Annotated in this window: 22 protein-coding genes; 5 read left to right on the top strand and 17 right to left on the bottom strand. The window is 63.9% G+C overall.

Features of this window, described 5'->3' with window-relative positions; all coding sequences use genetic code 11:
• Window positions 1-129 precede the first annotated feature (129 nt).
• The 3 genes from ntrX to RFN30_RS05985 all read right to left on the bottom strand — a co-directional run bounded on the left by ntrX (window position 130) and on the right by RFN30_RS05985 (window position 4,654).
• On the bottom strand, window positions 130-1,491 hold the full coding sequence (gene ntrX, locus RFN30_RS05975) for a nitrogen assimilation response regulator NtrX (protein WP_320261212.1): 1,362 nt from the start codon (window positions 1,489-1,491) through the stop codon (window positions 130-132).
• Window positions 1,481-3,772 (bottom strand): sensor histidine kinase NtrY-like, encoded by a 2,292-nt coding sequence (locus tag RFN30_RS05980; protein ID WP_320261213.1) that lies wholly within the window; start codon window positions 3,770-3,772, stop codon window positions 1,481-1,483. The genes ntrX and RFN30_RS05980 overlap by 11 nt, the downstream gene beginning before the upstream one ends.
• A gap of 168 nt (window positions 3,773-3,940) precedes the next feature.
• A complete protein-coding gene (locus RFN30_RS05985; protein WP_320261214.1) occupies window positions 3,941-4,654 on the bottom strand; it encodes an AraC family transcriptional regulator in 714 nt (237 codons plus the stop codon).
• Here RFN30_RS05985 and RFN30_RS05990 point away from each other — a divergent pair.
• Window positions 4,646-5,770, top strand: a complete 1,125-nt coding sequence (locus tag RFN30_RS05990; protein WP_320261215.1) for an NAD-dependent epimerase/dehydratase family protein — start codon at window positions 4,646-4,648, stop codon at window positions 5,768-5,770. The genes RFN30_RS05985 and RFN30_RS05990 overlap by 9 nt on opposite strands.
• A 97-nt stretch (window positions 5,771-5,867) precedes the next feature.
• On the opposite strand, the gene ntrC is transcribed toward RFN30_RS05990, so the two are convergent.
• Genes ntrC through dusB form a run of 3 tightly spaced genes read right to left on the bottom strand, consistent with a single transcriptional unit; the run spans window position 5,868 to window position 9,483 of the window.
• Window positions 5,868-7,328, bottom strand: a complete 1,461-nt coding sequence (gene ntrC / locus RFN30_RS05995; RefSeq protein WP_320261216.1) for a nitrogen regulation protein NR(I) — start codon at window positions 7,326-7,328, stop codon at window positions 5,868-5,870.
• Window positions 7,325-8,467 carry a two-component system sensor histidine kinase NtrB gene (locus tag RFN30_RS06000; RefSeq protein ID WP_320261217.1) on the bottom strand — a complete coding sequence of 381 codons (1,143 nt, stop codon included), beginning with the start codon at window positions 8,465-8,467 and terminating at the stop codon, window positions 7,325-7,327. Before RFN30_RS06000 ends, ntrC begins: the two co-directional genes overlap by 4 nt.
• A complete protein-coding gene (dusB, locus tag RFN30_RS06005; RefSeq protein ID WP_320261218.1) occupies window positions 8,464-9,483 on the bottom strand; it encodes a tRNA dihydrouridine synthase DusB in 1,020 nt (339 codons plus the stop codon). Before dusB ends, RFN30_RS06000 begins: the two co-directional genes overlap by 4 nt.
• 139 nt (window positions 9,484-9,622) lie before the next feature.
• Between dusB and RFN30_RS06010 the strand changes: the two genes are divergently transcribed.
• On the top strand, window positions 9,623-10,855 hold the full coding sequence (locus tag RFN30_RS06010) for a bifunctional 2-C-methyl-D-erythritol 4-phosphate cytidylyltransferase/2-C-methyl-D-erythritol 2,4-cyclodiphosphate synthase (protein ID WP_320261219.1): 1,233 nt from the start codon (window positions 9,623-9,625) through the stop codon (window positions 10,853-10,855).
• Complete coding sequence (locus tag RFN30_RS06015; protein WP_320261220.1) at window positions 10,852-11,340, top strand: CinA family protein; 489 nt, start codon at window positions 10,852-10,854, stop codon at window positions 11,338-11,340. Before RFN30_RS06010 ends, RFN30_RS06015 begins: the two co-directional genes overlap by 4 nt.
• Here RFN30_RS06015 and RFN30_RS06020 read toward each other — a convergent pair.
• The 10 genes from RFN30_RS06020 to RFN30_RS06065 all read right to left on the bottom strand — a co-directional run bounded on the left by RFN30_RS06020 (window position 11,337) and on the right by RFN30_RS06065 (window position 20,146).
• Entirely contained in the window at window positions 11,337-11,792 is a 456-nt protein-coding gene (locus tag RFN30_RS06020) for a type II toxin-antitoxin system RatA family toxin (RefSeq protein WP_320261221.1), read from the bottom strand. The genes RFN30_RS06015 and RFN30_RS06020 overlap by 4 nt on opposite strands.
• 7 nt (window positions 11,793-11,799) lie before the next feature.
• Window positions 11,800-12,765, bottom strand: coding sequence for a lipoyl synthase (gene lipA / locus RFN30_RS06025; RefSeq protein WP_320261222.1), 966 nt, complete (start codon window positions 12,763-12,765; stop codon window positions 11,800-11,802).
• 129 nt (window positions 12,766-12,894) lie between these two features.
• Window positions 12,895-13,152, bottom strand: coding sequence for a GlsB/YeaQ/YmgE family stress response membrane protein (locus RFN30_RS06030; RefSeq protein ID WP_320261223.1), 258 nt, complete (start codon window positions 13,150-13,152; stop codon window positions 12,895-12,897).
• Window positions 13,153-13,254: 102 nt separating this feature from the next.
• Window positions 13,255-14,700, bottom strand: coding sequence for a dihydrolipoyl dehydrogenase (gene lpdA, locus RFN30_RS06035; protein WP_320261224.1), 1,446 nt, complete (start codon window positions 14,698-14,700; stop codon window positions 13,255-13,257).
• Window positions 14,701-14,726: 26 nt separating this feature from the next.
• Complete coding sequence (locus RFN30_RS06040; RefSeq protein ID WP_320261225.1) at window positions 14,727-15,365, bottom strand: SGNH/GDSL hydrolase family protein; 639 nt, start codon at window positions 15,363-15,365, stop codon at window positions 14,727-14,729.
• Window positions 15,362-15,787 carry a hypothetical protein gene (locus tag RFN30_RS06045; RefSeq protein ID WP_320261226.1) on the bottom strand — a complete coding sequence of 142 codons (426 nt, stop codon included), beginning with the start codon at window positions 15,785-15,787 and terminating at the stop codon, window positions 15,362-15,364. The genes RFN30_RS06040 and RFN30_RS06045 overlap by 4 nt, the downstream gene beginning before the upstream one ends.
• A 15-nt stretch (window positions 15,788-15,802) precedes the next feature.
• Window positions 15,803-17,176 (bottom strand): pyruvate dehydrogenase complex dihydrolipoamide acetyltransferase, encoded by a 1,374-nt coding sequence (locus RFN30_RS06050; protein WP_320261227.1) that lies wholly within the window; start codon window positions 17,174-17,176, stop codon window positions 15,803-15,805.
• Window positions 17,177-17,194: 18 nt separating this feature from the next.
• The gene (locus RFN30_RS06055) at window positions 17,195-18,586 is read right to left on the bottom strand and encodes a pyruvate dehydrogenase complex E1 component subunit beta (protein WP_320261228.1); all 1,392 of its coding nucleotides are present in this window, start codon (window positions 18,584-18,586) and stop codon (window positions 17,195-17,197) included.
• Between the two features lie 14 nt (window positions 18,587-18,600).
• Window positions 18,601-19,647, bottom strand: coding sequence for a pyruvate dehydrogenase (acetyl-transferring) E1 component subunit alpha (pdhA, locus tag RFN30_RS06060; protein WP_320261229.1), 1,047 nt, complete (start codon window positions 19,645-19,647; stop codon window positions 18,601-18,603).
• Window positions 19,648-19,822: 175 nt separating this feature from the next.
• A complete protein-coding gene (locus RFN30_RS06065; protein ID WP_320261230.1) occupies window positions 19,823-20,146 on the bottom strand; it encodes an FtsB family cell division protein in 324 nt (107 codons plus the stop codon).
• 202 nt (window positions 20,147-20,348) lie between these two features.
• Between RFN30_RS06065 and RFN30_RS06070 the strand changes: the two genes are divergently transcribed.
• Together RFN30_RS06070 and RFN30_RS06075 are read left to right on the top strand one after the other, a co-directional pair.
• Window positions 20,349-20,867, top strand: coding sequence for a MarR family winged helix-turn-helix transcriptional regulator (locus RFN30_RS06070; RefSeq protein ID WP_320261231.1), 519 nt, complete (start codon window positions 20,349-20,351; stop codon window positions 20,865-20,867).
• Window positions 20,864-21,460, top strand: a complete 597-nt coding sequence (locus RFN30_RS06075) for a gamma carbonic anhydrase family protein (protein ID WP_320261232.1) — start codon at window positions 20,864-20,866, stop codon at window positions 21,458-21,460. The genes RFN30_RS06070 and RFN30_RS06075 overlap by 4 nt, the downstream gene beginning before the upstream one ends.
• Window positions 21,461-21,615: 155 nt before the next feature.
• Here RFN30_RS06075 and eno read toward each other — a convergent pair whose 3' ends face one another.
• On the bottom strand, window positions 21,616-22,890 hold the full coding sequence (gene eno, locus RFN30_RS06080; protein ID WP_320261233.1) for a phosphopyruvate hydratase: 1,275 nt from the start codon (window positions 22,888-22,890) through the stop codon (window positions 21,616-21,618).
• Window positions 22,891-23,068 lie beyond the last annotated feature (178 nt).

The following is a 23,068-nucleotide window of genomic DNA, read 5'->3' on the forward strand; positions in this document are numbered from 1 at the left end:
CGATTCCCGCCGCTGCCGTAATGAACAATCGCGTGGGCCAACCGGCCCTGGGAGTTTTACGCAATTCCGGGCGGAAGGCACGGCGAAGCCGCCGAGCCTAACCGCGGCGCACTTTTGCTGGAATTGCTTTTAAACACCGAGCGACTTCAGCTTGCGGTGCAAGGCGGAGCGCTCCATGCCGATGAATTCGGCCGTCTTCGAGATGTTGCCGCCGAAGCGGTTGATCTGGGCGATCAGATAGTCCTTCTCGAACTGCTCGCGCGCCTCGCGCAGCGGCAGCGCCATGATGTGCTGGTCCGACTGGTTCGGCGTGCGCGGCATGACGTCGCCGATCTCGGAGGGCAGAAGGTCGGCGGTGATTGGCGCGTCGGCTTCACCGCCGCGCGCCAGGATCATCAGCCGCTCGACATTGTTGCGCAGCTGGCGCACGTTCCCCGGCCAGTTGTGCGCCTGCAGCACGGCTAAAGCGTCGTCACCGATGCGGCGCGGCTTGATTCCGGCCTGGCGGGCGATCTGCTTCATGAAATTGTCGACGAGATAGGGAATATCCTCGCGCCGCTCGGCGAGACCCGGCACCATGACGGGAACCACCGCCAGGCGATGATAGAGGTCCTCGCGGAAACGGCCGTCGGCAATCATCGCCTCCAGGTTTTGCGCCGTCGAGGAGATGATGCGGACGTCGACCTTGACCCGCTTGGTGCCGCCTACCCGCTCGAACTGTTGCTCGACCAGCACGCGCAGGATCTTGTTCTGGGTCTCGCGCGGCATGTCGGCCACTTCATCGATGTAGAGGATGCCGCGATGCGCCTCCTCCAGCGCGCCGACCTTGCGCTCGGTGCCGTTCGATTCGGTGCCGAACAGCTCGATCTCCATGCGTTCCGGCGTGATAGTAGCGGCGCTCAGCGTCACGAACGGTCCCGTTTTGCGCGCCGACAAGGCGTGAATGGCGCGCGCCGTCAGTTCCTTGCCGGAGCCGGACGGACCGATGATCATGATGCGGCTGTTGGTCGGCGCGACGCGCTCGATGGTTTGCCGCAACTGGCTCATGGCCGACGACATGCCAATCAGGTCGAAAGTCTCGCCGCTGCGCAGCTTGAGGTCGGAGACCTCGCGCCGCAGTTTGGAGGTTTCCAGCGCGCGCTCGGCGACCAGGATGAGACGGTCGGCTTTGAACGGCTTCTCGATGAAGTCATAGGCGCCGCGCCGAATGGCCGACACCGCCGTTTCGATATTGCCGTGGCCGGAGATCATCACCACCGGCATGTTCGGATGCATCGTCTTGATCTCGTCGAGCAGCGCCAAGCCGTCGAGACGCGAGCCCTGCAGCCAGATGTCGAGGAAAATCAGCCGAGGCGCGCGATCGGCAATCGCCGCAAGCGCGCTGTCGGCATCGTGTGCCGTGCGGGTTTCGTGACCTTCGTCGCTCAGGATACCAGCGACCAGTTCGCGGATGTCTTCCTCGTCATCGACGATGAGAATGTCAGACGCCATTACCGACCTTTTCAGCTTCTCGTTCGTGTTCATTGCGGCCTTCGCCGCGTGGCGGCGCGGCAACGACCGCCGCCGGCGGCAGGATGATCGAGATCATCGCGCCCCGGCCGCCGTGGAAATCCGGCGGCGCGTCGTGCAATTCGAGCCGGCCGCCATGGTCCTCCACGATCTTCTTGACGATAGCGAGGCCAAGGCCGGTGCCTTTTTCGCGCGTCGTCATATAGGGCTCGAGCAATCTCTGCCGATTCTCTCGCGGCAGCCCTTTGCCATTGTCGATTACGTCGATTCTTATGGCGCCATCTTGGCGCCCGGCTTGAATCCGGATTGTGCCGTCGGAACGGTCTCGCGCATCAAGTCCGTCGATAGCCTCGGCGGCGTTCTTGATGACGTTGCCGAAGGCTTGCGCCATCAGGCGGCTGTCGAACGTGCCCTTGAGCGGCTCGTTGCCGAAATCGCGCTGGAAAGCAATGTCGGAACGGCTGACTTCTACCAGGAACGAGGCCTCGCGCAGCGATTCGCGCAGGTCTATCAGCTTCATCTCCGGCTTCGGCATGCGGGCGAAGGCCGAGAATTCGTCGACCATGCGGCCGATGTCCTCGACCTGGCGGATGATGGTGTCGGTGCACTGGTCGAAGACCTCGCGATCCTCGGTGATGACCTTGCCGTAACGGCGTCTGATGCGCTCGGCCGAGAGCTGGATCGGCGTCAGGGGATTCTTGATCTCGTGGGCAATGCGCCGCGCCACATCCGCCCAGGCCGAAGAGCGCTGCGCCTGCACGAGATCGGTGATGTCGTCGACGGTGACGACATAGGATTTTTCCTCCGAGCCATCGTCTCCGGCCTCGACGGTGATCTGGACATTGAAAGTCCGTTCCATGCCGGCGCGGAAGAAAGTCACCTGCTCGCGATAGACCGGCTTGCCGGATTGGCGCCCGATCTCGAAGACGCGGCCGACATGCGGCAGGACGGCCGACAGGTTCTGTCCGAGCGCGGCACTTGCCGAGATCGCCAGCATCGTTTCGGCCGAGCGATTGGCGATGGTGATGATGCCGTAAGGATCGACGCCGATGACGCCCGCGGTCACGCCGGCCAGCACCGCCTCCGAGAATCGCCGCCGCTCGTCGATCAGGTCTTTGGCCGACAACAGCTCATTACGCTGCGACTTGAGCTCGAGGATCATGTTGTTGAAGGTGTCGCCGAGCGAAGCGACGTCTCCGTCGGACTGGCGCACAGGGACGGCGACGTCCAGATTGCCGGTCGCCACCTCGTCGGCCGCGCCGATCAGCTGGCGGATCGGCCGGACAATGCGGTCCGCCACGGCAATGCCGGTCCAGATCGCCGACAGGATGACAATAAGGGTCAGCGACAGATAGGGCAGCGCGAAGGCTACCTGGGACGTCCGACGGTTGTCCTCGAGGTTGCGGTATTCGTCGGTGTTGGATTTGACGATCTGGCGCGCCCTGATCACCTCGGGGTCGACCAAGCGGATCGTATAAAGGTAAAGGCCCTCGATCTCGCGCAGCTTGACGATGGCGCCCATGATGTTGCGCGTGCGCGGCTCGATCAGCACCGGCTTGCCGTCGGCGGCCGTCTCGACAGCGCCCGGCGGCGGCTCCGGCATTGCGAAGTCGGCGTCGGTCTTGGCGCTCATGACAAAGGAGCCGTCAGGCTTGATCAGCGCCGCGTGCGCCAGTCCGCGGCCAACAGCCTCCTTGTTCATGAGATCGAGGAAGCCGGTCCGATCGAGGCCGTAGAGCGTGCGTGAGGCATCGAGGTCGTAGGCCATCGACAGGGTCGTGCCCTGCAGGTTGCGGGCATTTTCCTGGACATAGGCATCGGCGATCGACAGCGACGAATTGACGATCGTCTTGGTGCGAATCTCGAACCAGCGGTCGAGGCCGACATCGAGCGTGATCGAGGCGATGATCGCCACCATGATCGCCGGGATGGCGGCGACCAGCGCAAACATGGCGACGATTCGCACATGCAGGCGCGAGGCCGCACGGCCGTGCTTGCGGGCCATGACGATACGGCGGATCTCGCGGCTGATCAGGGCGATCAGGAACAGGACGAAGACGGCATTGAGCGCGATCAGCGCCCAAGTGGCGTCGGCGTTCGGCGCGATGGGGGTCGCGCCGACAAGGATGGCGAACGAGATCGCAGCCGTGATCATCGCGCCGACTATCGCGACCACGCCAGGCAGTGCGAGCAGCCGGCGGCCGTCGCGAACGCCGGCCCGGCTGAAAAGCGGTTGGTTCAATGTCGGAGCCTCAGCAGCCATATCGCCGTCTAGAGTCGGTCATTGCGCCGGATGTATGCAACGCATTGTGGCGATTATGCAACAAGTGTGGCCAGGACGGAAATCTTCCCCGGCTCATTCACGCAAAAGCACAAAGCCGGCGACCCAATGCCGCGGAAACGAGGCGGCCCGGCGACGCGATGGCTCGCGTCACTTCCCCGGTCGCGTCCGTCGCAAGCTGCGCGGCGTCTGCCCAATCTCGCGGCGCATCCAATGCGCCAGATGCGACTGATGCGCGAAACCTGTCAGGTAGGCCACTTCGCTGGTGCTGAGGTCGCTTTCCAGAATCAGGGAGCGGGCGCGCTCAACGCGGCGTCGCAGCACATAGCGGTGAAGGGTCGTGCCGGTCGCCGCCTTGAACCATGTCCTGAGATGCGAGCTGCTGGCGTTGGCGATGCGGCTCAGCGTGTCGATCGTGAGCGGTTCGGAAAGATGGGCGTCGACATAGTCCAGGACGCGCTTAAGCTGCGCGTCCGACAGCCGGACCGTTCGATCCGTCTCCAAATCGTCGAGACCAAGCAGCCGCACCGCAAGTGCGACGCCGACACTTTCGGCGAACAGCGTTCCGCCCGGCGAGCCTGCCTTTTGGTCGGTCTCAAGTGCCCGGACGAGGTATTCGATACGTTCGTCCCGAAGCAGGTGCCGTGTGTCGAAACGGCGCGCCCTTATATCGCCTTCGATCTCCGAAGCCACGCCCTCAAGCATGGCGGGCGACAGGCGAACCTCCTTTGTATCGAATGAGGTTTCGGCCTCGAACCCGCCCTCCTGTCCCGCGGGCACGAAATCAATGTCACCGGTGCGCCGTAAGAAATATCGTCCGGCGTCATTGCAATAGGAACGCGTCGCCGCGCTGGCATGGACCATGATGCGGTGATGATCCATTCGCGGCAGCCGGTGGGTGCCTGCTTCGATATGCCGGGAAGCGATCGATATGCCAGCCGAGGCCCGGGCCGAAGCAAACTGCGGATACATGCGAAACATGCCTCGAAATCATGGCAGAACCTGCCCAACATTTGGCGGTTCCTGCGCGATTTTCAATGCCGAAGCCCCTTAGACCTGCGCCTCGTTTGCCAACGCAAAGAGGTTCATATGAGTTACTATGTCGTCGTCGGAGCAGGCCCGGTCGGCCGGGAGACGGCTCGCCTGCTTGGGGAGCAAGGGCATGACGTCGTCCTCACAAGCAGGAGCGTCAGCGATATCGATTTGCCCGGCGTCCGCGCGATGCAGGCGGACGCCACCGATGCCGCCGCACTCTCGCGCATCAGCCGGGGCGCGGATGCCATCTTCATGTGTGCCATGGCGCCCTACCACCGGTGGCCGACCGACTTCTTTCCGATCGTCGACGGCACAGTGCGCGCGGCGGAAGCCGTCGATGCGAAGATCATCCTGCTTGGAAATCTCTACAGCTATGGTGAGAACGCCGACAGTCCCCTCCGTTCAGACCTGCCTCTCGACCCGACATCGAGGAAGGGCACTGTCCGGACGATAATGTGGCAGCGTGTATCTCGCGCCAATGTGCCGGCCATCGAGGTGCGCTCCAGCGACTATCTGGGGTATGGCGCGGTCACCTACTTCTCGCTTCTCGCGCTGCCGTCCGTCGTTGAAGGAAAGCCTGTCGCCTTCTTGGGAGACCTCGATGCCGATCATGCCTGGGCTTTCATCAAGGACGCCGCCCGGACGCTCGTCGCGTCAGCCTTCTACACGGGCGAATGGGGGCGAGCCTTCCATGTCCCGTCGCAATACGCTTCGCCCCGCGACCTTGTCCGCCGAACCGCGGCAATGCTCGGAAGAGAGGTCGCGCCAATGCGCTGCTACTCCGTTGCCGAGATGGAAGCCCTCGGCATGCATGAGCTCGTGGAAATGCAATATCTCTTCGATCGCCCGCTGCTGGTCGATTCTTCCGACACCGAGCATCTCCTTGGCGTGAAGGCCAGCAGCCTTGACGTGATGATCGCGGATACCGTCAGAGACTATCTCTGAACCAATTATATGGAATGGGAATGAAGCGTTCCGCCCGTCGACCGGCGGGCGGAACAAACGAGACGGGCCGGCAAAGCACCTGGCCGGTATCGAAGGCCTAGACCTGTCTAGAGGATTTGTAGACGTTGACGCCGAGCTCGCGGATCTTCTTGCGCAGCGTGTTGCGGTTCAGGCCCAGAAGCTCGGCCGCCTTGATCTGATTGCCGCGCGTCGCGGTCATCGAGGCCAGCACCAGCGGATATTCGACCTCTGCGAGGATGCGCTGGTAGAGTCCGGAGGGCGGGAGTTCGCCGGCAAAAGATGCAAAATAGCGCTGCAGGAAATGCTCGACCGCCTGGCCGATCGACAGATCGTCGGGCATCAGCGCGCCGCCGTCCGGCACGACAGGCCTTTCGCCGGTCTTGAGCTCTGCCTCGATGATCTCGGCCGAAATCTCGTCCTGCGAATAGAGCGCGGCCAGCCTGCGCACCAGGTTTTCCAGCTCGCGCACGTTGCCGGGCCAGGGATAGCGCTTCATCAGCTCGATGCCGCCCGCGGAAATGCGCTTGGTCTGCAGGCCTTCGCTGGCACCCTGCTTGAAGAAGTGCCTGACGAGGTCTGGAACGTCCTCGGAGCGCTCGCGCAGCGCCGGGAGTCTCAGTGGCACGACATTCAGGCGGTAGAACAGGTCCTCGCGAAACAGCCCCTGGTTGATCAGCGTCCGCAAATCCTTGTTGGTGGCGGCGACGATGCGCACGTCGGTCTTGATCGGCGTGCGGCCGCCGACGGTCGTGTATTCGCCCTGCTGCAGGACGCGCAGCAGGCGCGTCTGCGCCTCCATCGGCATGTCGCCGATCTCGTCGAGGAACAGCGTGCCGCCTTCGGCCTGCTCGAAGCGGCCGGTGGAGCGGTTCTGGGCGCCGGTGAAAGCGCCCTTCTCATGGCCGAACAGCTCCGATTCAATCAGGTCGCGCGGGATCGCCGCCATGTTGATGGCCACGAACGGCCCGCCGCGGCGGCGTCCGTATTCGTGCAACGCGCGCGCCACCAGTTCCTTGCCGGTGCCGGACTCGCCGCTGATCATCACCGTCAGGTCGGTCTGCATCATGCGCGCCAGCATGCGGTAGATGTCCTGCATGGCGGCCGAGCGGCCGACCAACGGCATCGTCTCCGGCTGCTCGTCGGCGCGCGAATCGAGCTTCGGCCGCTTCGGCTCGGCCAGCGCCCGGTTGACGATGTTGAGCAGCTCGGTGAGGTCGAAGGGCTTCGGCAGGTATTCGTAGGCGCCCGTCTCGGAAGCGCGGATGGCGGTCATGAAGGTGTTCTGCGCGCTCATGACGATAACCGGCAGCTCCGGCCGCGCCTTCTTGATGCGCGGCAGCATGTCGAAGGCGTTCTCGTCCGGCATCACCACATCGGTGATAACGAGATCGCCCTCGCCGGCCGCCACCCAGCGCCACAGCGTCGAGGCGTTCGAAGTCACGCGCACCTCATGGCCGACGCGCGACAGCGCCTGGTTGAGCACGGTGCGGATGGCCGCATCGTCGTCGGCGACGAGAATATTGCCGCGAGCGGTCATTTGCGGTCTCCTTCTGCTTCGTCGCCGGCGCCGGGCGAAGTCTCCTTCCAGGCCGGCATCAGGACGCGGAACGTGGTTCCGCGCGGCGTCGCATCGCATTCGATGATGCCGCCGTGCTCGCCGACGATCTTGGCGACCAGCGCCAGCCCAAGGCCCGAGCCGTTCGGCTTGGTGGTGATGAACGGATCGAACAGGATCGGCAGGATGTCCTCGGAAACGCCAGGACCGTTGTCATGCACGCAGAATTCGAGCGGCAGCGAGACTCGGTCCTGCGTTCCCGGCACGGAAACGCGGATGCCCGGCCGGAACGCCGTCGAGAGCACGATCTCGCCCTGCGGGTCGGCACCGATCGCCTCGGCGGCATTCTTGACCAGATTGAGGAACACCTGGATCAGCTGGTCTCGGTTGGCAAAGACCGGAGGCAATGAAGGATCATACTCCTCCAAGATCTTGATTTTTTTCGCAAATCCGTTCTTTGCGATCGCCTTCACATGGTCGAGCACAACGTGGATGTTGACGGGGAAGCGCTCGATCGGCCGCTCATCGGAAAACACTTCCATGCGGTCGACCAGCGAGACGATACGGTCGGTCTCGTCGGTGATCAGGCGGGTGAGTGCCCGGTCCTCGTCGGAAGCCGACAGCTCGAGCAACTGCGCGGCGCCGCGGATGCCCGAGAGCGGGTTCTTGATCTCGTGCGCCAGCATGGCCGCAAGGCCGGTGACCGAGCGCGCGGCGCCCCGGTGCGTCATCTGGCGGTCGATCTTGTCGGCCATCGACCGTTCCTGGAACATCACCACGACCGAGCCCGGAAACTCGGTCACCGGCGCGACATAGAGGTCGACCATCTTCTCGATGCCGAGGCGCGGCGAGGAGATATCGACGCGGTATTCGTTGACCGGCGCGTGGCGCTCGCGCACCTGATCGACCAGCGTCAGCAGTGGACTGCCGAATGGCACCAGCTTGGACAGCGTGTTGCGGGCAAGCATGGTCGCGCTGGAGCGGAAGAAATCCTCGGCATCGGCATTGGCGAAAGTGATGAAGCCGTCGGGATCGACCATGATCACCGGGCGGCGGATGGTGTTCAGCACGATGTTGGCGGCGTCCGCCATGTCGGCTGCCTGGGGGACGCTCGCCGTCATGCCGCGCTCCGCAATTCGGGCGATGTCACGCCGTCGTAGAACGCGCCACGCAGCCCTGCGATGACCTTGGCCGGTTCGAACGAAGTGAGAATTTGCTTGCGCTGCTCGGTGGAAACACCGGCCGCGTGGCGGTCGAGATACCAGCCGAGATGCTTGCGCGCCTGGCGCAGTCCGCTTTCGATGCCGTAGAGCGAGAGCATGTCTTCGTAGTGGCCGACGACGTAGTCGGCGAGAGCTTGCGACGTTTGGGGAATGTCGTGCGCCGATGTACCGGCGGCGATGCTGCCGGCGATCCACGGCGCGCCGTAATGGGCGCGGCCGATCATCACCGCATCGGCGCCGGACTGATCGAGGATGGTCGCCGCTTCTTCCGGCGAACCGACATCGCCATTGGCCACCACCGGGATCGAGACCGCCTGCTTGACGCGCGCGATGGCGCGCCAGTCGGCCTTGCCCTGGTAGAATTGGCAGCGCGTGCGGCCATGCACGGTCACCATCTTCACGCCGGCCTGCTCGGCGCGGCGCGCCAGCATCGGCGCGTTGAGCGCGCTTTCGTCCCAGCCAAGCCGCATTTTTACCGTCACCGGAACCTCGACCGCGCCGACCACCGCTTCAACCAGCGACAGCGCGTGATCGAGATCGCGCATCAGCGCCGAGCCGGCATAACCGCCCGTCACCTTCTTCGCCGGGCAGCCCATGTTGATGTCGATGATGTCGGCGCCCTCGCCCGCCGCGATTCGCGCGCCTTCGGCCATGTGCACGGCCTCGCGGCCGGCAAGCTGCACCATATGGACGGGCAGGCCTGAATGGCGGATGCGCAGGTCGCAGCCCGCCCTGCCCCTGGCCAATTCACCGCTCGCCACCATTTCCGACACGACCAGCCCGGCGCCATGCGCATGGGCGCGCTGCCGGAACGGCTCGTCGGTGATGCCCGACATCGGCGCGAGGAACACGCGGTTGCGAATCCTCACGCCGCCGAGATCGAGCGGCGAAGCCAATGTGGTCAACTCAGGCATGCACAAAAACCAAGCATGTTCGATTGCTGCACATTGTCTAGCCAGATGCAAGCCGTTGTGCAACGCGCAATGACGTCACATTAAGGCGCATTTTGGAAAATGCTGGCCTTCCCTTCGAGCCGCGACTAAGCCTCTCGGCATGACTGATGCAAGTGCAAATCGGGCTTCGGATGAGGACGGCAAGGTCGGCGTGGTTATCGTCGCCGCCGGACGCGGCGCGCGCGCCGGACAGGCCGACGGGCCGAAGCAGTATCAGCGCATCGGCGGCCGCGCGGTGATCGCGCATACGCTGGAGACGTTTCTTTCACATCCAAGAATTGGCCCCGTGGTCGTGGCGATCCACGCCGACGACGCCGAGCTCTTCGAGCGCGCGGCGGGAGCGCATGCCAAGCGTGTTTTCGCGGTCACCGGCGGCTCGTCCCGTCAGGCTTCCGTCCGGCTCGGGCTGCTGGCGCTTAGAGAGAGAGCGCCGGCAAAGGTGCTGGTGCATGATGCGGTGCGCCCATTCCTGGATGTCGGGCTCATCGATCGCACCATCGATGCCATCGGCGAGCGCCAGGGCGCGCTGCCCGCGCTGCCCGTGGCCGACACGCTCAAACGGGAATCCGCAACCGGCATGATCGAGGAGACCGTATCGAGAGCCGGCCTGCACGCCGCGCAGACGCCGCAAGGCTTTCCGTTCTGGCCGCTGCTGGCGGCGCACGAGAAGGCGCATCACCTCGGCAAAACCGACGAGTTCACCGACGACGCGGCCATCGCCGAATGGGCGCATATTCCGGTCAAGATCGTCACCGGCTCGCCGGACAACGTCAAACTCACCTGGGCAAGGGATATAGCGATGGCCGACCAGCGGCTCTCCAATGCGCTGCCGCGCTTTCCGGACATCCGCACCGGCAATGGCTACGATGTGCACGCTTTCGAGCCCGGCGACCATGTCACGCTGTGCGGTGTCGCCATCCCCTACGATCGGAAACTGTCCGGCCATTCGGACGCCGATGTCGGGCTTCATGCTCTTACCGATGCGCTGCTCGCCACCTGCGGCGCCGGCGACATCGGCACGCATTTCCCGCCATCGGACCCACAATGGAAGGGTGCAGCCTCGAAGATCTTCGTCGAGCATGCGGCGAAGCTGGTGCGCGAGCGCGGCGGGCGCATCGCCAATGCCGACATCACGCTGATCTGCGAGGCGCCGCGCGTCGGGCCGCATCGCGAGGCGATGACGGCGGCGCTGGCGGCGATGCTCGGCATCGCGCCGGAGCGTATTTCGATCAAGGCGACGACCAACGAGAAGCTCGGCTTTGTCGGGCGCGGTGAAGGCATTGCGGCGATCGCCACTGCCAGCGTCGTCTATCCGGGAGACGTGCCGGCATGAGCAACGCAGAACTCGCCAACGCCCTGCTCCAGGCCTGCCAGCAGCGCGGCATCATGCTGGCGACCGCTGAAAGCTGCACCGGCGGCATGATCATTGCAGCGCTCACCGACATTGCCGGCTCTTCCGCCGTGGTCGACCGTGGCTTCATCACCTATTCCAACGCAGCCAAGATGGACATGCTCGGCGTCTCTGCCGCGACGCTTGAGGCGCATGGCGCGGTCTCGCGCGAGACGGTCAACGAAATGGCGGCGGGGGCGCTGACGCATTCGCGCGCGAGCCTTTCGCTTGCCGTCACCGGCATTGCCGGTCCAAGCGGCGGCTCGCCGGAGAAGCCGGTCGGACTCGTCTGGTTCGGGATAGCACTTGCCGGCCAACCAGTTGCCGTCGAGCACCAGCTGTTCGGCCATAAGGGTCGTGAATTCATCCGCCACGAGACGGTTCGGCATGCATTGCAGCTAGCGCTGCGCGCGCTTGGGGAAAGTTAGGCCGGCTTCGCGCGGTAGATCACGTCGGCGCGCTTCTCGAAGGCCTCCGAGAACATGCGGAAGGCGCGGTCGAACATCGTGCCCATCAACGCGCCGAGGATGCGGCTCTTGAACTCGTAGTCGATGAAGAAGTGGACCTCGCAGCCCCCTTCGGCCGGGTCGAAGCGCCAGATATTGCTCAGATATTTGAATGGGCCGTCGATGTATTTGACGTCGATGGCGTTCTGGTCGGGCTTGAGCAGCACCTGCGTCGTGAACGTCTCGCGGATCGCCTTGTAGCCGATGCTCATGTCGGCGACGAGGATGGTGCGGCCGTCGCGCTGCTTGCGCGAGCGCACCGTCAGCGCCTCGCAAAGCGGCAGGAATTGCGGGTAAGCCTCGATGTCCGCCACCAGCGCGAACATCTTTTCCGGCGGATGAGCGACGCGGCGGGTGGCTTCGAATTTCGGCATTTAGACGTCAGTTGGCTTTCTTGAGCTGCGCCTCGCGCGCCGCGCGCAGCCTGGCGAAATCCTCGCCGGCATGATGCGAGGAGCGCGTCAGCGGGCTCGACGCCACCAGCAGGAAGCCTTTGGTCTTGCCGATCGTCTCATAGGACTTGAACTCGTCCGGCGTGATGAAGCGGATCACCGGGTGGTGCTTCTTCGAAGGCTGCAGATACTGGCCGATGGTCATGAAGTCGACATTGGCCGAGCGCAGATCGTCCATCAGCTGGAGCACCTCGTTCCGCTCCTCGCCGAGGCCGACCATGATACCGGACTTGGTGAAGATCGACGGATCGAGTTCCTTCACGCGCTGCAGCAGCCGGATCGAATGGAAATAGCGGGCGCCCGGCCGAACCGTCAGGTAGTTCGACGGCACGGTTTCCAGATTGTGGTTGAAGACGTCGGGCTTGGCCGCCACGACGACCTCCAGCGCGCCGTCCTTGCGCAGGAAGTCGGGTGTCAGGATCTCGATGGTCGTCGACGGTGTCGCCGCGCGGATGGCGTGTATGACGTCGGCAAAATGCTGAGCGCCGCCGTCGGCAAGGTCGTCGCGGTCGACCGAGGTGATGACGACATGGCTGAGACCCATCTGCTTGACCGCATGAGCGACGCGCGCCGGCTCGTCCGGATCGAGCGCGGTCGGGATGCCGGTGGCGACATTGCAAAAGGCGCAGGCGCGCGTGCAGATCTCGCCCATGATCATGAAGGTGGCGTGCTTCTTGTCCCAGCATTCGCCGATATTCGGGCAGCCGGCCTCCTCGCACACCGTCACCAGCTTGTGCGACTTCACGATCTCGCGCGTCTCGGCATAGCCCTTCGAAACCGGCGCCTTGACGCGGATCCAGTCCGGCTTGCGCAGCACTTCCTGGTCCGGCCTGTGCGCCTTTTCGGGATGCCGCGGGCGCGGCGCGTTGGCGATCGTGTCGAGAACAGTGACCATTTCAAACCCTTCGCGGCCGCCGCGTCGCGGCCGCCTGTCTGCGTCATCTAGGACTTTTCGGGACAAAGAAAAAGGCCGCGCCGGCGCATGCCGCCACGGCCATTTTCGCATAGCGATGTTCGCTGGGTCTCAGCGCCTTACCAGCCGGCCGACAAAGATCAGCAGGCAGGCGCCGATGAAACCGGTGATCAGATAGGCGAACCAGCCGACGCCGAAGGCCTCGATATTGAGGGCGCGCAGGATTGCGTTCAGCACCACCGCGCCGGCGATGCCCAGGATGATGTTCATGAAGATACCGGTGTTGCTCTTCATGACCATCTCGGCAAGCCATCCGGCCAAGCCGCCGATGATGATGGCTGCAATCCAGCCCACGCCATTCACGTCCATATGCCAATTCCTCCTCGATAAGGTGAAAATGCATCCGGATACGAACCGCCTTGACCTCAAAGTCTTCCGGCTGCCGCGTCTGAGTCTCGCCCACCCAATCTATCATGCGTTCAAAGCGCGGCCATAGGCGTCGAGCACGCTTTCCTTCATCATCTCCGACAGCGTCGGATGCGGGAAGATCGTGTGCATCAGCTCTTCCTCGGTGGTCTCGAGATTCATCGCCACGACGAAGCCCTGGATGAGCTCGGTCACCTCGGCGCCGATCATATGCGCGCCGAGAAGCTGCCCGGTCTTCTTGTCGAAGATGGTCTTGATGAAGCCCTGGTCCTCGCCGAGCGCGATGGCCTTGCCGTTGGCGCCGAACTGGAAGCGGCCGACACGGATGTCCTTGCCTTCGGCCTTGGCCTTGGCTTCGGTCAGGCCGACCGAGGCGACCTGCGGGCTGCAATAGGTGCAGCCGGGGATCTTCAATTTGTCGATGGCATGCACGCCCGGGAAATTGGCGATCTTCTCGATGCAGATCACGCCCTCATGCTCGGCCTTGTGCGCGAGCATGGGCGGCCCGGCGACGTCGCCGATGGCATAGATGCCCGGCACATTGGTCTTGCCGTAGCCGTCGACGACGACGCAGCCGCGATCCGTCTTCACGCCGAGCGCCTCGAGGCCGAGGCCCTCGATGTTGCCCTGGACGCCGACGGCCGAGATCATGCGATCTGCGGTGAACTTCTCGACCTTGCCGTCCTTCATCTCGACATGGGCGGTGACCGAGTTGGCGCCCTTCTCGACCTTGGTCACCTTGGCTTCGAGCAGGATCTTCATACCCTGCTTCTCGAACTGTTTTTGCGCGAATTTCGAGACCTCGGCGTCCTCGACCGGTATCACCGCCGGCAGCAATTCGACGACGGTCACCTCGGCGCCCATGGTGCGGTAGAAGGAGGCGAACTCGATGCCGATGGCGCCCGAGCCCATCACGAGCAGCGACTTCGGCATCTCCTTCGGAACCATCGCCTCGAAATAGGTCCAGATCAGCTTGCCGTCCGGCTCGATTCCGGGCAGCGCGCGCGGCCTGGCGCCAGTCGCCAGGATGATGTGCTTGGCGGTATAGGTGCCCTCGCCCTTGACGCCTTTCGGCACGGGCGGCTGCGGCTCCATCGGCTTCTTGGCGGTCTTGGACACGACGATCTCGCCCGGTTTCGAGAGTTTCGCTTCACCCCAGATGACGTCGACCTTGTTCTTCTTCATCAGGAAGGCGACGCCGCCATTCAGCCTGAGCGATACTTTTCGCGAGCGGTCGACGACAGCGGCCGTGTCGGGGCTGACCTTGCCGTCGAGCTTCAGGCCGTAATCCTTGAGGTGATCCGAATTGTGCATGATCTCGGCCGAGCGCAGCAGCGCCTTGGTCGGGATGCAGCCCCAGTTTAGGCAGATGCCGCCCAGATGCTCGCGCTCGACGATCGCCGTCTTGAAGCCGAGCTGGGCGGAACGCACCGCGGTGACATAGCCGCCGGGGCCTGAGCCGATGATGATGACGTCGTAGTTCTCAGCCACGGGTTTCTCCCTGATCTTTCCGGGGGTTAGAGTGAGAGCATCACGCGCACGAGCGGGGCCAGCGCGTGGCCGATCCGCCGCGTGTTTTCGGCATCGAGATGGACACCGTCGAGCGGCGTGGTCGTCGCTACGCTACCGGCATCGAAGAAGCCGCAGCCGGCTTCGTCGGCAAGCGCGGAATATTGCGGCGCCAGCCGCTTCGAGGCGTCGTCGCCGCCGGCGAACATTTCCTTGAACTCGGCATTGTCGGTGCGCGTCACCGCGGGCGGCGCGACAACGAGGATCTGCGGCGCCGGCCAGTCGAACGGATAGTCGTGGCCGCGCACGATATCGATCAGGCGCTGTATGCCCTGCTTGGCGGCGACCGGATTGCCGTGGATCCACGGCTTCATGTCGTTGGCGCCGAGCATGAAAATGATCAGGTCGAGCGGGGCGTGTGTCGTGAGGATCGTCGGCAGCATTCTCGCGCCGTTGCGGTCGGCTCCGGCGAGGTGATCGTCAAAGGCGGTGGTGCGGCCGTTCAGCCCCTCGGCAATGACCTCGATACCGTCGCCCAGCGCCGCCTTGAGCACGCTCGGCCAGCGGTCCTCCAGCGCATGGCGGCCGAGGCTGGCGGCGTCGTAGCCCCAGGTCAGCGAGTCGCCATAGCAGAGAATTGTCTTCATGCGCTTGCCCCACCCCTGCCGAACCCTGCCGCTGAGCGCTTGAGCCGCCAGCGCACGAACAGCCATTGCACGATGATCGCCACGATGCCCGGCAGGATCAGCCCGGCAACGATCGAAAGGTCGCTCGCGGTCGCCCGGTTCTCGGCCGGCACCGAAAACGTCCAGCCGGCCAGCGCGATCAGGAGGGCCCCGAAAATCGCTAGCAGCCACCACAGCATCCGGTCGACCGCCCGGACCGGCTCGGCACGGAACTGGACCAGGAAGAAGGCGACCGTCACGACGATGATGATCATCACCGTCGCGGCGAAGACCAGAATGTATTCCTCGGTCGCGCCGGTAAGCACGGCCAGTTCTTGAACGACCAGCCCGCCGGCCAGACCGGAAAGAATGAAGGCGAAAAGGCTGGTGAAGAATTTCCGCACCGCCTTTTCCCTTCCTTACACCAGCATGCCCATCGGGTTTTCGATGATGCGCTTGAAGGCGCCGAGCAGTTCCGCGCCAAGCGCGCCGTCGACGGCGCGGTGATCGGTCGACAGCGTCACCGACATCACGGTGGCTATCTTGATCTCGCCTTTCTTCACCACCGCGCGCTCTTCGCCCGCGCCGACCGCAAGGATCGTCGCATGCGGCGGGTTGATGACGGCGGCAAAGTCCTTGACGCCGAACATGCCAAGATTGGAGACCGCCGTCGTGCCGCCCTGATATTCCTCGGGCTTCAGCTTGCGGCTGCGGGCGCGGCTCGCCAGATCCTTCATCTCGTTGGAGATGGTGGACAGCGTCTTTTCGTCGGCGCGGCGGATGATCGGCGTGATCAGGCCGCCGGGGATCGAGACGGCAACGCCGACATCGGCGTGCTTGTGCTTGACCATGGCGTTGTCGGTCCAGGAGGCGTTGGCGTCCGGCACCGCCATCAGCGCCATCGCCATCGCCTTGATCACCATGTCGTTGACCGAGAGCTTGTAGGCGGGAACCTCGCCCTTCTCGGTCTTCTTCATTGGCGCCGCCGCATTGAGCTGCGTGCGCAGCGCCAAGAGCGCGTCGAGCTCGCAGTCGAGCGTCAGGTAGAAATGCGGAATGGTGCTCTTGGCTTCGACCAGGCGGCGCGCGATGGTCTTGCGCATATTGTCGTGCGGGACGAGCTCATAGGAACCCTCGGCGAACAGTTTCAGCACCTGATCGTCAGACATCGGCTTCGGCGCGGGGGCCGGAGCGGCCGGCGGCGCACCTGGCGCCTTGGCGGCGGCAGGAGCCTTCGCTCCGCCGGACGAGATTGCCGCCTCGACATCGGCCTTCACCACGCGGCCATGCGGGCCGGAACCGGTCAGCGCCCCGACGTCGACGCCGGCATCCTTGGCGATGCGGCGGGCAAGCGGCGAGGCGAACACGCGCTCGCCGCCGGCATGGCCGTTGGCGACCGGAGCTGGTTCGGCTTTCGCCGGCGCAGGCGCCGCGGTTGCCGCCGGCTTCGGCGCTTCCTTGGGCGCTTCTGCCTTCGGAGCCTCCGCTTTCGGAGCTTCCGCCTTGGGCACAGCACCGCCGTCGGCTTTTGCCGCGGCACTGGCATCCTCGCCTTCACCGGCCAGGACGGCGATCACCGCGTTGACCTTGACGCCTTCGGTGCCCGCCGGAACGACCAGCTTGGCAACCGTGCCCTCATCGACGGCCTCGACTTCCATCGTCGCCTTGTCGGTCTCGATCTCGGCGATCACATCGCCAGGCGAAACCTTGTCACCCTCCTTGACCAGCCATTTGGCGAGATTGCCCTCCTCCATCGTGGGCGACAGGGCCGGCATGGTGATGTTGATTGGCATGTTGTCCTCCCGACCGGCTCAGCGATAGGTGACGGCTTTGACCGCCTCGACGACCTCGCCGACATTGGGCAGGGCAAGCTTTTCGAGGTTGGCCGCATAAGGCATCGGCACGTCCTTGCCGGCGATGGTGATGACCGGCGCATCGAGGAAGTCGAAGGCGCGCTGCGACACCTGGCTGGCGATATGGTCGCCGACCGAGCTCTGCGGGAAACCTTCTTCCACCACCACCAGCCGGTTGGTCTTCTTCACCGAGGCAATGATGGTGTCGAAGTCGAGCGGGCGGACGGTCCTGAGATCGATGATCTCGGCATCGATGCCCATGCCGCGCAGCTCGGCTTCCGCCTTGACCGCATAGGTCATGCCGATGCCGAAGGAGACGATGGTGACGTCCTTGCCCTGCTTGTGGACCCGCGCCTTGCCGATCGGCAGCACGAAATCATCGAGCTTCGGCACGTCGAAGGACTGGCCGTAGAGGATCTCGTTCTCCAGGAAGATGACCGGGTTGGGGTCGCGGATCGCCGCCTTGAGCAGGCCCTTGGCGTCGGCTGCCGTGTAAGGCATCACCACCTTCAGACCAGGAATGTGGCTGTACCAGGCGGCATAGCACTGCGAGTGCTGCGCGGCGACTCGTGCGGCTGCCCCGTTCGGGCCGCGGAACACGATCGGCGCGCCCATCTGGCCGCCGGACATATAGAGCGTCTTGGCGGCCGAGTTGATGATCTGGTCGATCGCCTGCATGGCGAAGTTGAAGGTCATGAACTCGACGATCGGCTTCAGGCCGGCCATCGCGGCACCGACGCCGACGCCGGCAAAGCCGTGCTCGGTGATCGGCGTGTCGACGACGCGCCGGGGACCGAATTCCTGCAGCAGGCCTTGCGTGATCTTGTAGGCGCCCTGGTATTCGGCCACCTCCTCGCCCATGACGAAGACGTCGCCGTCGCGGCGCATTTCCTCGGCCATTGCGTCGCGGAGCGCCTCGCGTACGGTGGTCGAAACCATCTCGGTGCCGGCGGGGATATCCGGATCGGCAGGGACTTCCGTCTTCGGGGCGGCAGCGACGGGTGCCGGAGCCTCGTCCTTGGCCGCAGCGGGCGCCGGTGCCGGCGCTGCCGCCTCAGCCTTGGCAGGCTCTTCGCCGATGCCTTCGCCGGCCTTGTCGACGTCTTCGCCGTCGACGGCAAGCACCGCGATCACCGCGTTGACCTTGACACCTTCGGTGCCGGCGGGGACCACGATCTTGGCGAGCGTGCCTTCGTCCACGGCCTCGACTTCCATCGTTGCCTTGTCGGTTTCGATCTCGGCGATGACGTCACCGGCGACGACCTTGTCGCCTTCGTTCTTCAACCACTTGGAAAGATTGCCCTCTTCCATCGTCGGCGAGAGCGCGGGCATGAGAATTTCGATCGGCATGTCCTTGCCTCCCCTTAAAGCAGCACGTCGGTCCAGAGCTCGGACGGATCCGGCTCGGCGTCGTTCTGGGCGAATTCGGCGGCATCGGCGACGACGTCGCGGACCTCCTTGTCGATGGCCTTGAGCTCTTCTTCGCTCGCCCACTTCTTGTCCATCAGACGGACCCTGACCTGCTCGATCGGATCGTGCTCGGAGCGCATCTTCTGCACTTCTTCCTTGGACCGGTATTTTGCCGGATCGGACATCGAGTGGCCGCGATAGCGGTAGGTCTGCATCTCGAGGATCAGCGGGCCGTTGCCGGCGCGGCACCATTCGGTGGCGACATCGCCGGCGGCCTTGACGGCGCGCACATCCATGCCGTCGACCTGGATGCCGGGAATCTTGAAGGAAGCGCCGCGGTTGGAGAAGTCGGTCTCGGCGGACGAACGCGACACCGACGTGCCCATGGCGTAGCGGTTGTTCTCGATGATGTAGATCACCGGCAGCTTCCACAGCGAGGCCATGTTGAAGCTTTCGTAGACCTGGCCCTGGTTGGCGGCGCCGTCACCGAAATAGGTCAGCGAAACGTTCTTGTTGTCGCGGTAGCGGTTGGCGAAGGCAAGACCGGTGCCGAGCGACACCTGCGCGCCGACGATGCCGTGGCCACCGTAGAAATGCTTCTCCTTGGAGAACATGTGCATGGAGCCGCCTTTGCCCTTCGACAGGCCGCCGCGGCGCCCGGTGAGCTCGGCCATGACGCCGCGCGGCGACAATTCCATCGCCAGCATGTGGCCGTGGTCGCGATAGGCGGTGATCATCTGGTCGCCCTCGATGAGCGCCATCTTCATGCCTGTGACGACGGCCTCCTGGCCGATATAGAGGTGGCAGAAGCCGCCGATGAAGCCCATGCCGTAGAGCTGGCCGGCCTTCTCCTCGAAGCGGCGGATGAGCAGCATGTGCCGGTAGGCGGCAAGCTCTTCTTCCTTGGTGAATTCGGCTGGCTTGGGGGTGGAGAGGCCCGACGATTTGCCGTCGGATTTGGATTTTGATCTGGCAGGCGCTTTTCTGGCGGCGGTGGCCATGCATCACTCCCTGTTGGCGTCTCTTTGCGGACATTCAGGGAGAGCGACCGTCTCCCCACCGATTTGAGGAAGGCTAACACGCAGGGATGCATTGCGCCATGCTGAAAAATGCATGGCTGGCATGCATCTAAGCGATTAGAATCATTGCAAATAAGTACGATTAACCGAAATTCGGTTATTTTGCCGAGGCGGGCAGCATGATGGTGATTTCGTCTGGCTGGGACAGATTGAGCGCCTTTCGGGCCTGCTCGTCAAGCATGTCCTTCTCCAGCGTGCCTTCATGCATGAGCTCAACACGGCGTTCGAAGTCGATCCGGCGCGCCTTGACAGCGTCGAGTTGAGCCTGGAGTTCGGCCGCCTGGGCCTGCAGTCGATATTTGGAGTAGATGCCGAACTCGCCGTGATAGGCATGAAAGCCGAAATAGGTGAGAAACAGCACGCAGAGCGACGGTACGATCAGCCTGCCGGTGTTTCTCTGCTTGTGCTGACGTGTCCACATGACCCGAACCCTTTAAGGCCGCGAGCGTAAGCGGCTATGAGTCGTATTTCGCCCGATTGTGCTTAATGGACGGTTACGGACCGTGGACTTGGCGAGCGGGAACGGCCAGGCCCGGCAGATCGCATCCCGTCGTCAACGCGTTTGTGATCCCGGCGTGCGAGAAAGAAGTTGATCCTGGCCAAAATTGATATATGCATACGCTATGCAACAATTGGAAGCCAACAAGCTCGGCGCGCTCGGCGCCATGATTCGCGATAGGACGGAAGCGTCCTTGCGAGAGCTTTCACCGAGCGCAGCGGCGGTGCTGTCGATGCTGCATTTCAAGCCGGGGCTGACGACGACGGAACTCGCTGAAATTGTCGGCGTCAGTCAACCGACCGCTGTGCGTTTGATCGACGGGCTGGAACGGCAAGCGCTGATTGTGCGTGGCAAACCGAAAGGTCGTGTCACGCCGCTGACGCTGACGGAGAGCGGCCGCGCCCAGGTCAGGCAGATGCAAGCTCTCCGGCTCGCCATGCTCGACGGACTGCTGTCCGCACTGCATCCGGACGAGCGGCAGCGCTTTGTTTCCATGCTGGATAAGATCCTTGCCGGCGCGACGACTTCCCGCGCCTTCGCCAGGACAACGTGTCGTCTCTGCGAGCATGACCTTTGCGGCGCTGAGGTTTGCCCGATCGGCTGTCGCGCTGCCGAAATCGAGAAAGAGGAGAGCGAGCGATGATCATTTCTTACGCTGGGCATTCGCCGGCGATCGATGCCGATGCGTGGGTCGCCCCGGACGCCACTGTCTGCGGCGATGTCGTCATCGGTGCCGGCAGCCGGGTCATGCATGGCGCCCGCCTTGTGGCGGAGGCCGGCGGCTCGATCCGCATTGGCCGCAACTGTATCGTGTTGGAGAATGCGGTGATCCGCGCCACAGCACGCCACCCTTGCACGATAGGGAACTATTGCGTCGTGGGCCCCAATAGCCACGTGGTTGGCGCAGAAGTCGCAGATGAGGTTTTCATCGCTACCGGCGCGGCGGTTTTCCATGGTGCGCACATTGAGCGCGGATCGGAGGTTCGCATCAATGGCACCGTTCACCTGCGTACCCGCCTCGAGACTGGCACGGTCGTGCCAATCGGTTGGATCGCGGTTGGCGATCCGGCCCGGATCCTGCCTCCGGACCAGCACGAGGCGATCTGGTCACAGCAGAAACCGCTCGATTTCCCAGGCTTCGTCTACGGCGTCGACCGAAGCCTTCCCGATGTGATGCAGAAAATAACGGGAAGCCTCTCGGCGGCGCTGGGCGTGCATCGTGCGGAAAGCGTGTGAGCGGCGGCAGGTCTTCCACAGGACCGGTGCATGCCGCCAAAAGCCTGGCGGCGACATGCATCTGACCTCAAGGTGCGCCGCCTGAGGTCGTGCGACGCTTCCTGGCGGGCTGGACGAATGATCTGCCCGTTACGTTCCCTGGAAATTGCTCAGGATCAGCCTTTGATCACCGAATTGCCGGCGTAGCGCGCCTGCTTGCCGAGCTCCTCCTCGATGCGGATGAGCTGGTTGTACTTGGCCATGCGGTCGGAGCGCGACAGTGAGCCGGTCTTGATCTGCCCGCAATTGGTGGCGACAGCGAGGTCGGCAATGGTCGAATCCTCGGTTTCGCCCGAACGGTGCGACATGACGGCCGTGTAGCCTGCCTTGTGCGCGGTCTCGACGGCGTCGAGTGTCTCGGTCAGCGAGCCGATCTGGTTGACCTTGACCAGGATCGAGTTGGCGACGCCCATCCGGATGCCGTCACGCAGCCGCGCCGTGTTGGTGACGAAGAGATCGTCGCCGACGAGCTGGGTCTTCTTGCCGATCAGGTCGGTCAGGATCTTCCAACCCTCCCAGTCGTCCTCGGCAAGGCCGTCCTCGATGGTGATGATCGGATAGTCGGAAGCGAGCTTGGCGAGGTATTTTGCCTGCGCTTTCGGATCGCGCGTCTTCTTCTCGCCCTCATAGACATAATTGCCGTCCTTGAAGAACTCGGTCGCGGCGCAGTCGAGGCCGAGCGCCACGTCCTCGCCCGGCTTGAAGCCAGCCTTCTCGATCGATTCCATGATGAAATCGAGGGCCGACGGCGCGCTCTTCAGGTTGGGGGCGAAGCCGCCCTCGTCGCCGACATTGGTGTTGTGGCCGGCGTCCTTCAGCTTCTTACGAAGCGTGTGGAAGATCTCCGAGCCCCAGCGCACGCCGTCGCGCAGCGTCGGCGCGCCGACCGGCAGGATCATGAATTCCTGAAAGTCGATCGGGTTGTCGGCATGCGCGCCGCCATTGATGATGTTCATCATCGGCACCGGCAGGATGTGCGCCTTGGTGCCGCCGACATAGCGGTAGAGCGGCAGGCCGGCGGCTTCCGCGGCAGCCTTGGCGACGGCCAGCGACACGCCGAGGATGGCGTTGGCGCCGAGGCGGCTCTTGTTCGGCGTGCCGTCGAGCTCGATCATCGTCTGGTCGATATGGATCTGGTTCTCGGCTTCCATGCCGCCGATCGCCTCGAACAGTTCGCCGTTCACAGCTTCTACGGCCCGCTGGACACCCTTGCCGAGATAGCGCGGCCCGCCGTCACGCAGCTCGACCGCCTCATGCGCGCCGGTCGAGGCGCCTGACGGCACCGCGGCGCGGCCCATCGAGCCGTCTTCCAGCACCACGTCGACCTCGACGGTCGGATTTCCACGGCTGTCCAGGATTTCACGCCCGACAATGTCGATGATTGCGGTCATTTGCGATGTCCCCGATTGATCGATTGAAGCGTCGCGCCCCTCTTAGCCAAAGCACCGCAAAAGGCAATCGGGCCCTCCGCAATTATTGCTGGCGACAAGAGTCACGAAGCGCAAATTTCTGTCATCATAAGTCATGCGCATGACCGGCCCTTCTGATCTATGGTCGTGTTCGCGCGGG

It is taken from the genome of Mesorhizobium dulcispinae (genome assembly GCF_033977345.1).
Taxonomy (GTDB): domain Bacteria; phylum Pseudomonadota; class Alphaproteobacteria; order Rhizobiales; family Rhizobiaceae; genus Mesorhizobium; species Mesorhizobium dulcispinae.

Bases quoted from the DNA above. Each gene is read 5' to 3' on its own strand.
- ntrX (WP_320261212.1), bottom strand. From the start codon at position 1,491: ATGGCGTCTGACATTCTCATCGTCGATGACGAGGAAGACATCCGCGAA.
- RFN30_RS05980 (WP_320261213.1), bottom strand. From the start codon at position 3,772: ATGGCTGCTGAGGCTCCGACATTGAACCAACCGCTTTTCAGCCGGGCC.
- RFN30_RS05990 (WP_320261215.1), top strand. From the start codon at position 4,646: ATGGACCATGATGCGGTGATGATCCATTCGCGGCAGCCGGTGGGTGCC.
- RFN30_RS05985 (WP_320261214.1), bottom strand. From the start codon at position 4,654: ATGGTCCATGCCAGCGCGGCGACGCGTTCCTATTGCAATGACGCCGGA.
- ntrC (WP_320261216.1), bottom strand. From the start codon at position 7,328: ATGACCGCTCGCGGCAATATTCTCGTCGCCGACGACGATGCGGCCATC.
- RFN30_RS06000 (WP_320261217.1), bottom strand. From the start codon at position 8,467: ATGACGGCGAGCGTCCCCCAGGCAGCCGACATGGCGGACGCCGCCAAC.
- dusB (WP_320261218.1), bottom strand. From the start codon at position 9,483: ATGCCTGAGTTGACCACATTGGCTTCGCCGCTCGATCTCGGCGGCGTG.
- RFN30_RS06010 (WP_320261219.1), top strand. From the start codon at position 9,623: ATGACTGATGCAAGTGCAAATCGGGCTTCGGATGAGGACGGCAAGGTC.
- RFN30_RS06015 (WP_320261220.1), top strand. From the start codon at position 10,852: ATGAGCAACGCAGAACTCGCCAACGCCCTGCTCCAGGCCTGCCAGCAG.
- RFN30_RS06020 (WP_320261221.1), bottom strand. From the start codon at position 11,792: ATGCCGAAATTCGAAGCCACCCGCCGCGTCGCTCATCCGCCGGAAAAG.
- lipA (WP_320261222.1), bottom strand. From the start codon at position 12,765: ATGGTCACTGTTCTCGACACGATCGCCAACGCGCCGCGCCCGCGGCAT.
- RFN30_RS06030 (WP_320261223.1), bottom strand. From the start codon at position 13,152: ATGGACGTGAATGGCGTGGGCTGGATTGCAGCCATCATCATCGGCGGC.
- RFN30_RS06040 (WP_320261225.1), bottom strand. From the start codon at position 15,365: ATGAAGACAATTCTCTGCTATGGCGACTCGCTGACCTGGGGCTACGAC.
- RFN30_RS06050 (WP_320261227.1), bottom strand. From the start codon at position 17,176: ATGCCAATCAACATCACCATGCCGGCCCTGTCGCCCACGATGGAGGAG.
- RFN30_RS06055 (WP_320261228.1), bottom strand. From the start codon at position 18,586: ATGCCGATCGAAATTCTCATGCCCGCGCTCTCGCCGACGATGGAAGAG.
- pdhA (WP_320261229.1), bottom strand. From the start codon at position 19,647: ATGGCCACCGCCGCCAGAAAAGCGCCTGCCAGATCAAAATCCAAATCC.
- RFN30_RS06065 (WP_320261230.1), bottom strand. From the start codon at position 20,146: ATGTGGACACGTCAGCACAAGCAGAGAAACACCGGCAGGCTGATCGTA.
- RFN30_RS06070 (WP_320261231.1), top strand. From the start codon at position 20,349: ATGCAACAATTGGAAGCCAACAAGCTCGGCGCGCTCGGCGCCATGATT.
- RFN30_RS06075 (WP_320261232.1), top strand. From the start codon at position 20,864: ATGATCATTTCTTACGCTGGGCATTCGCCGGCGATCGATGCCGATGCG.
- eno (WP_320261233.1), bottom strand. From the start codon at position 22,890: ATGACCGCAATCATCGACATTGTCGGGCGTGAAATCCTGGACAGCCGT.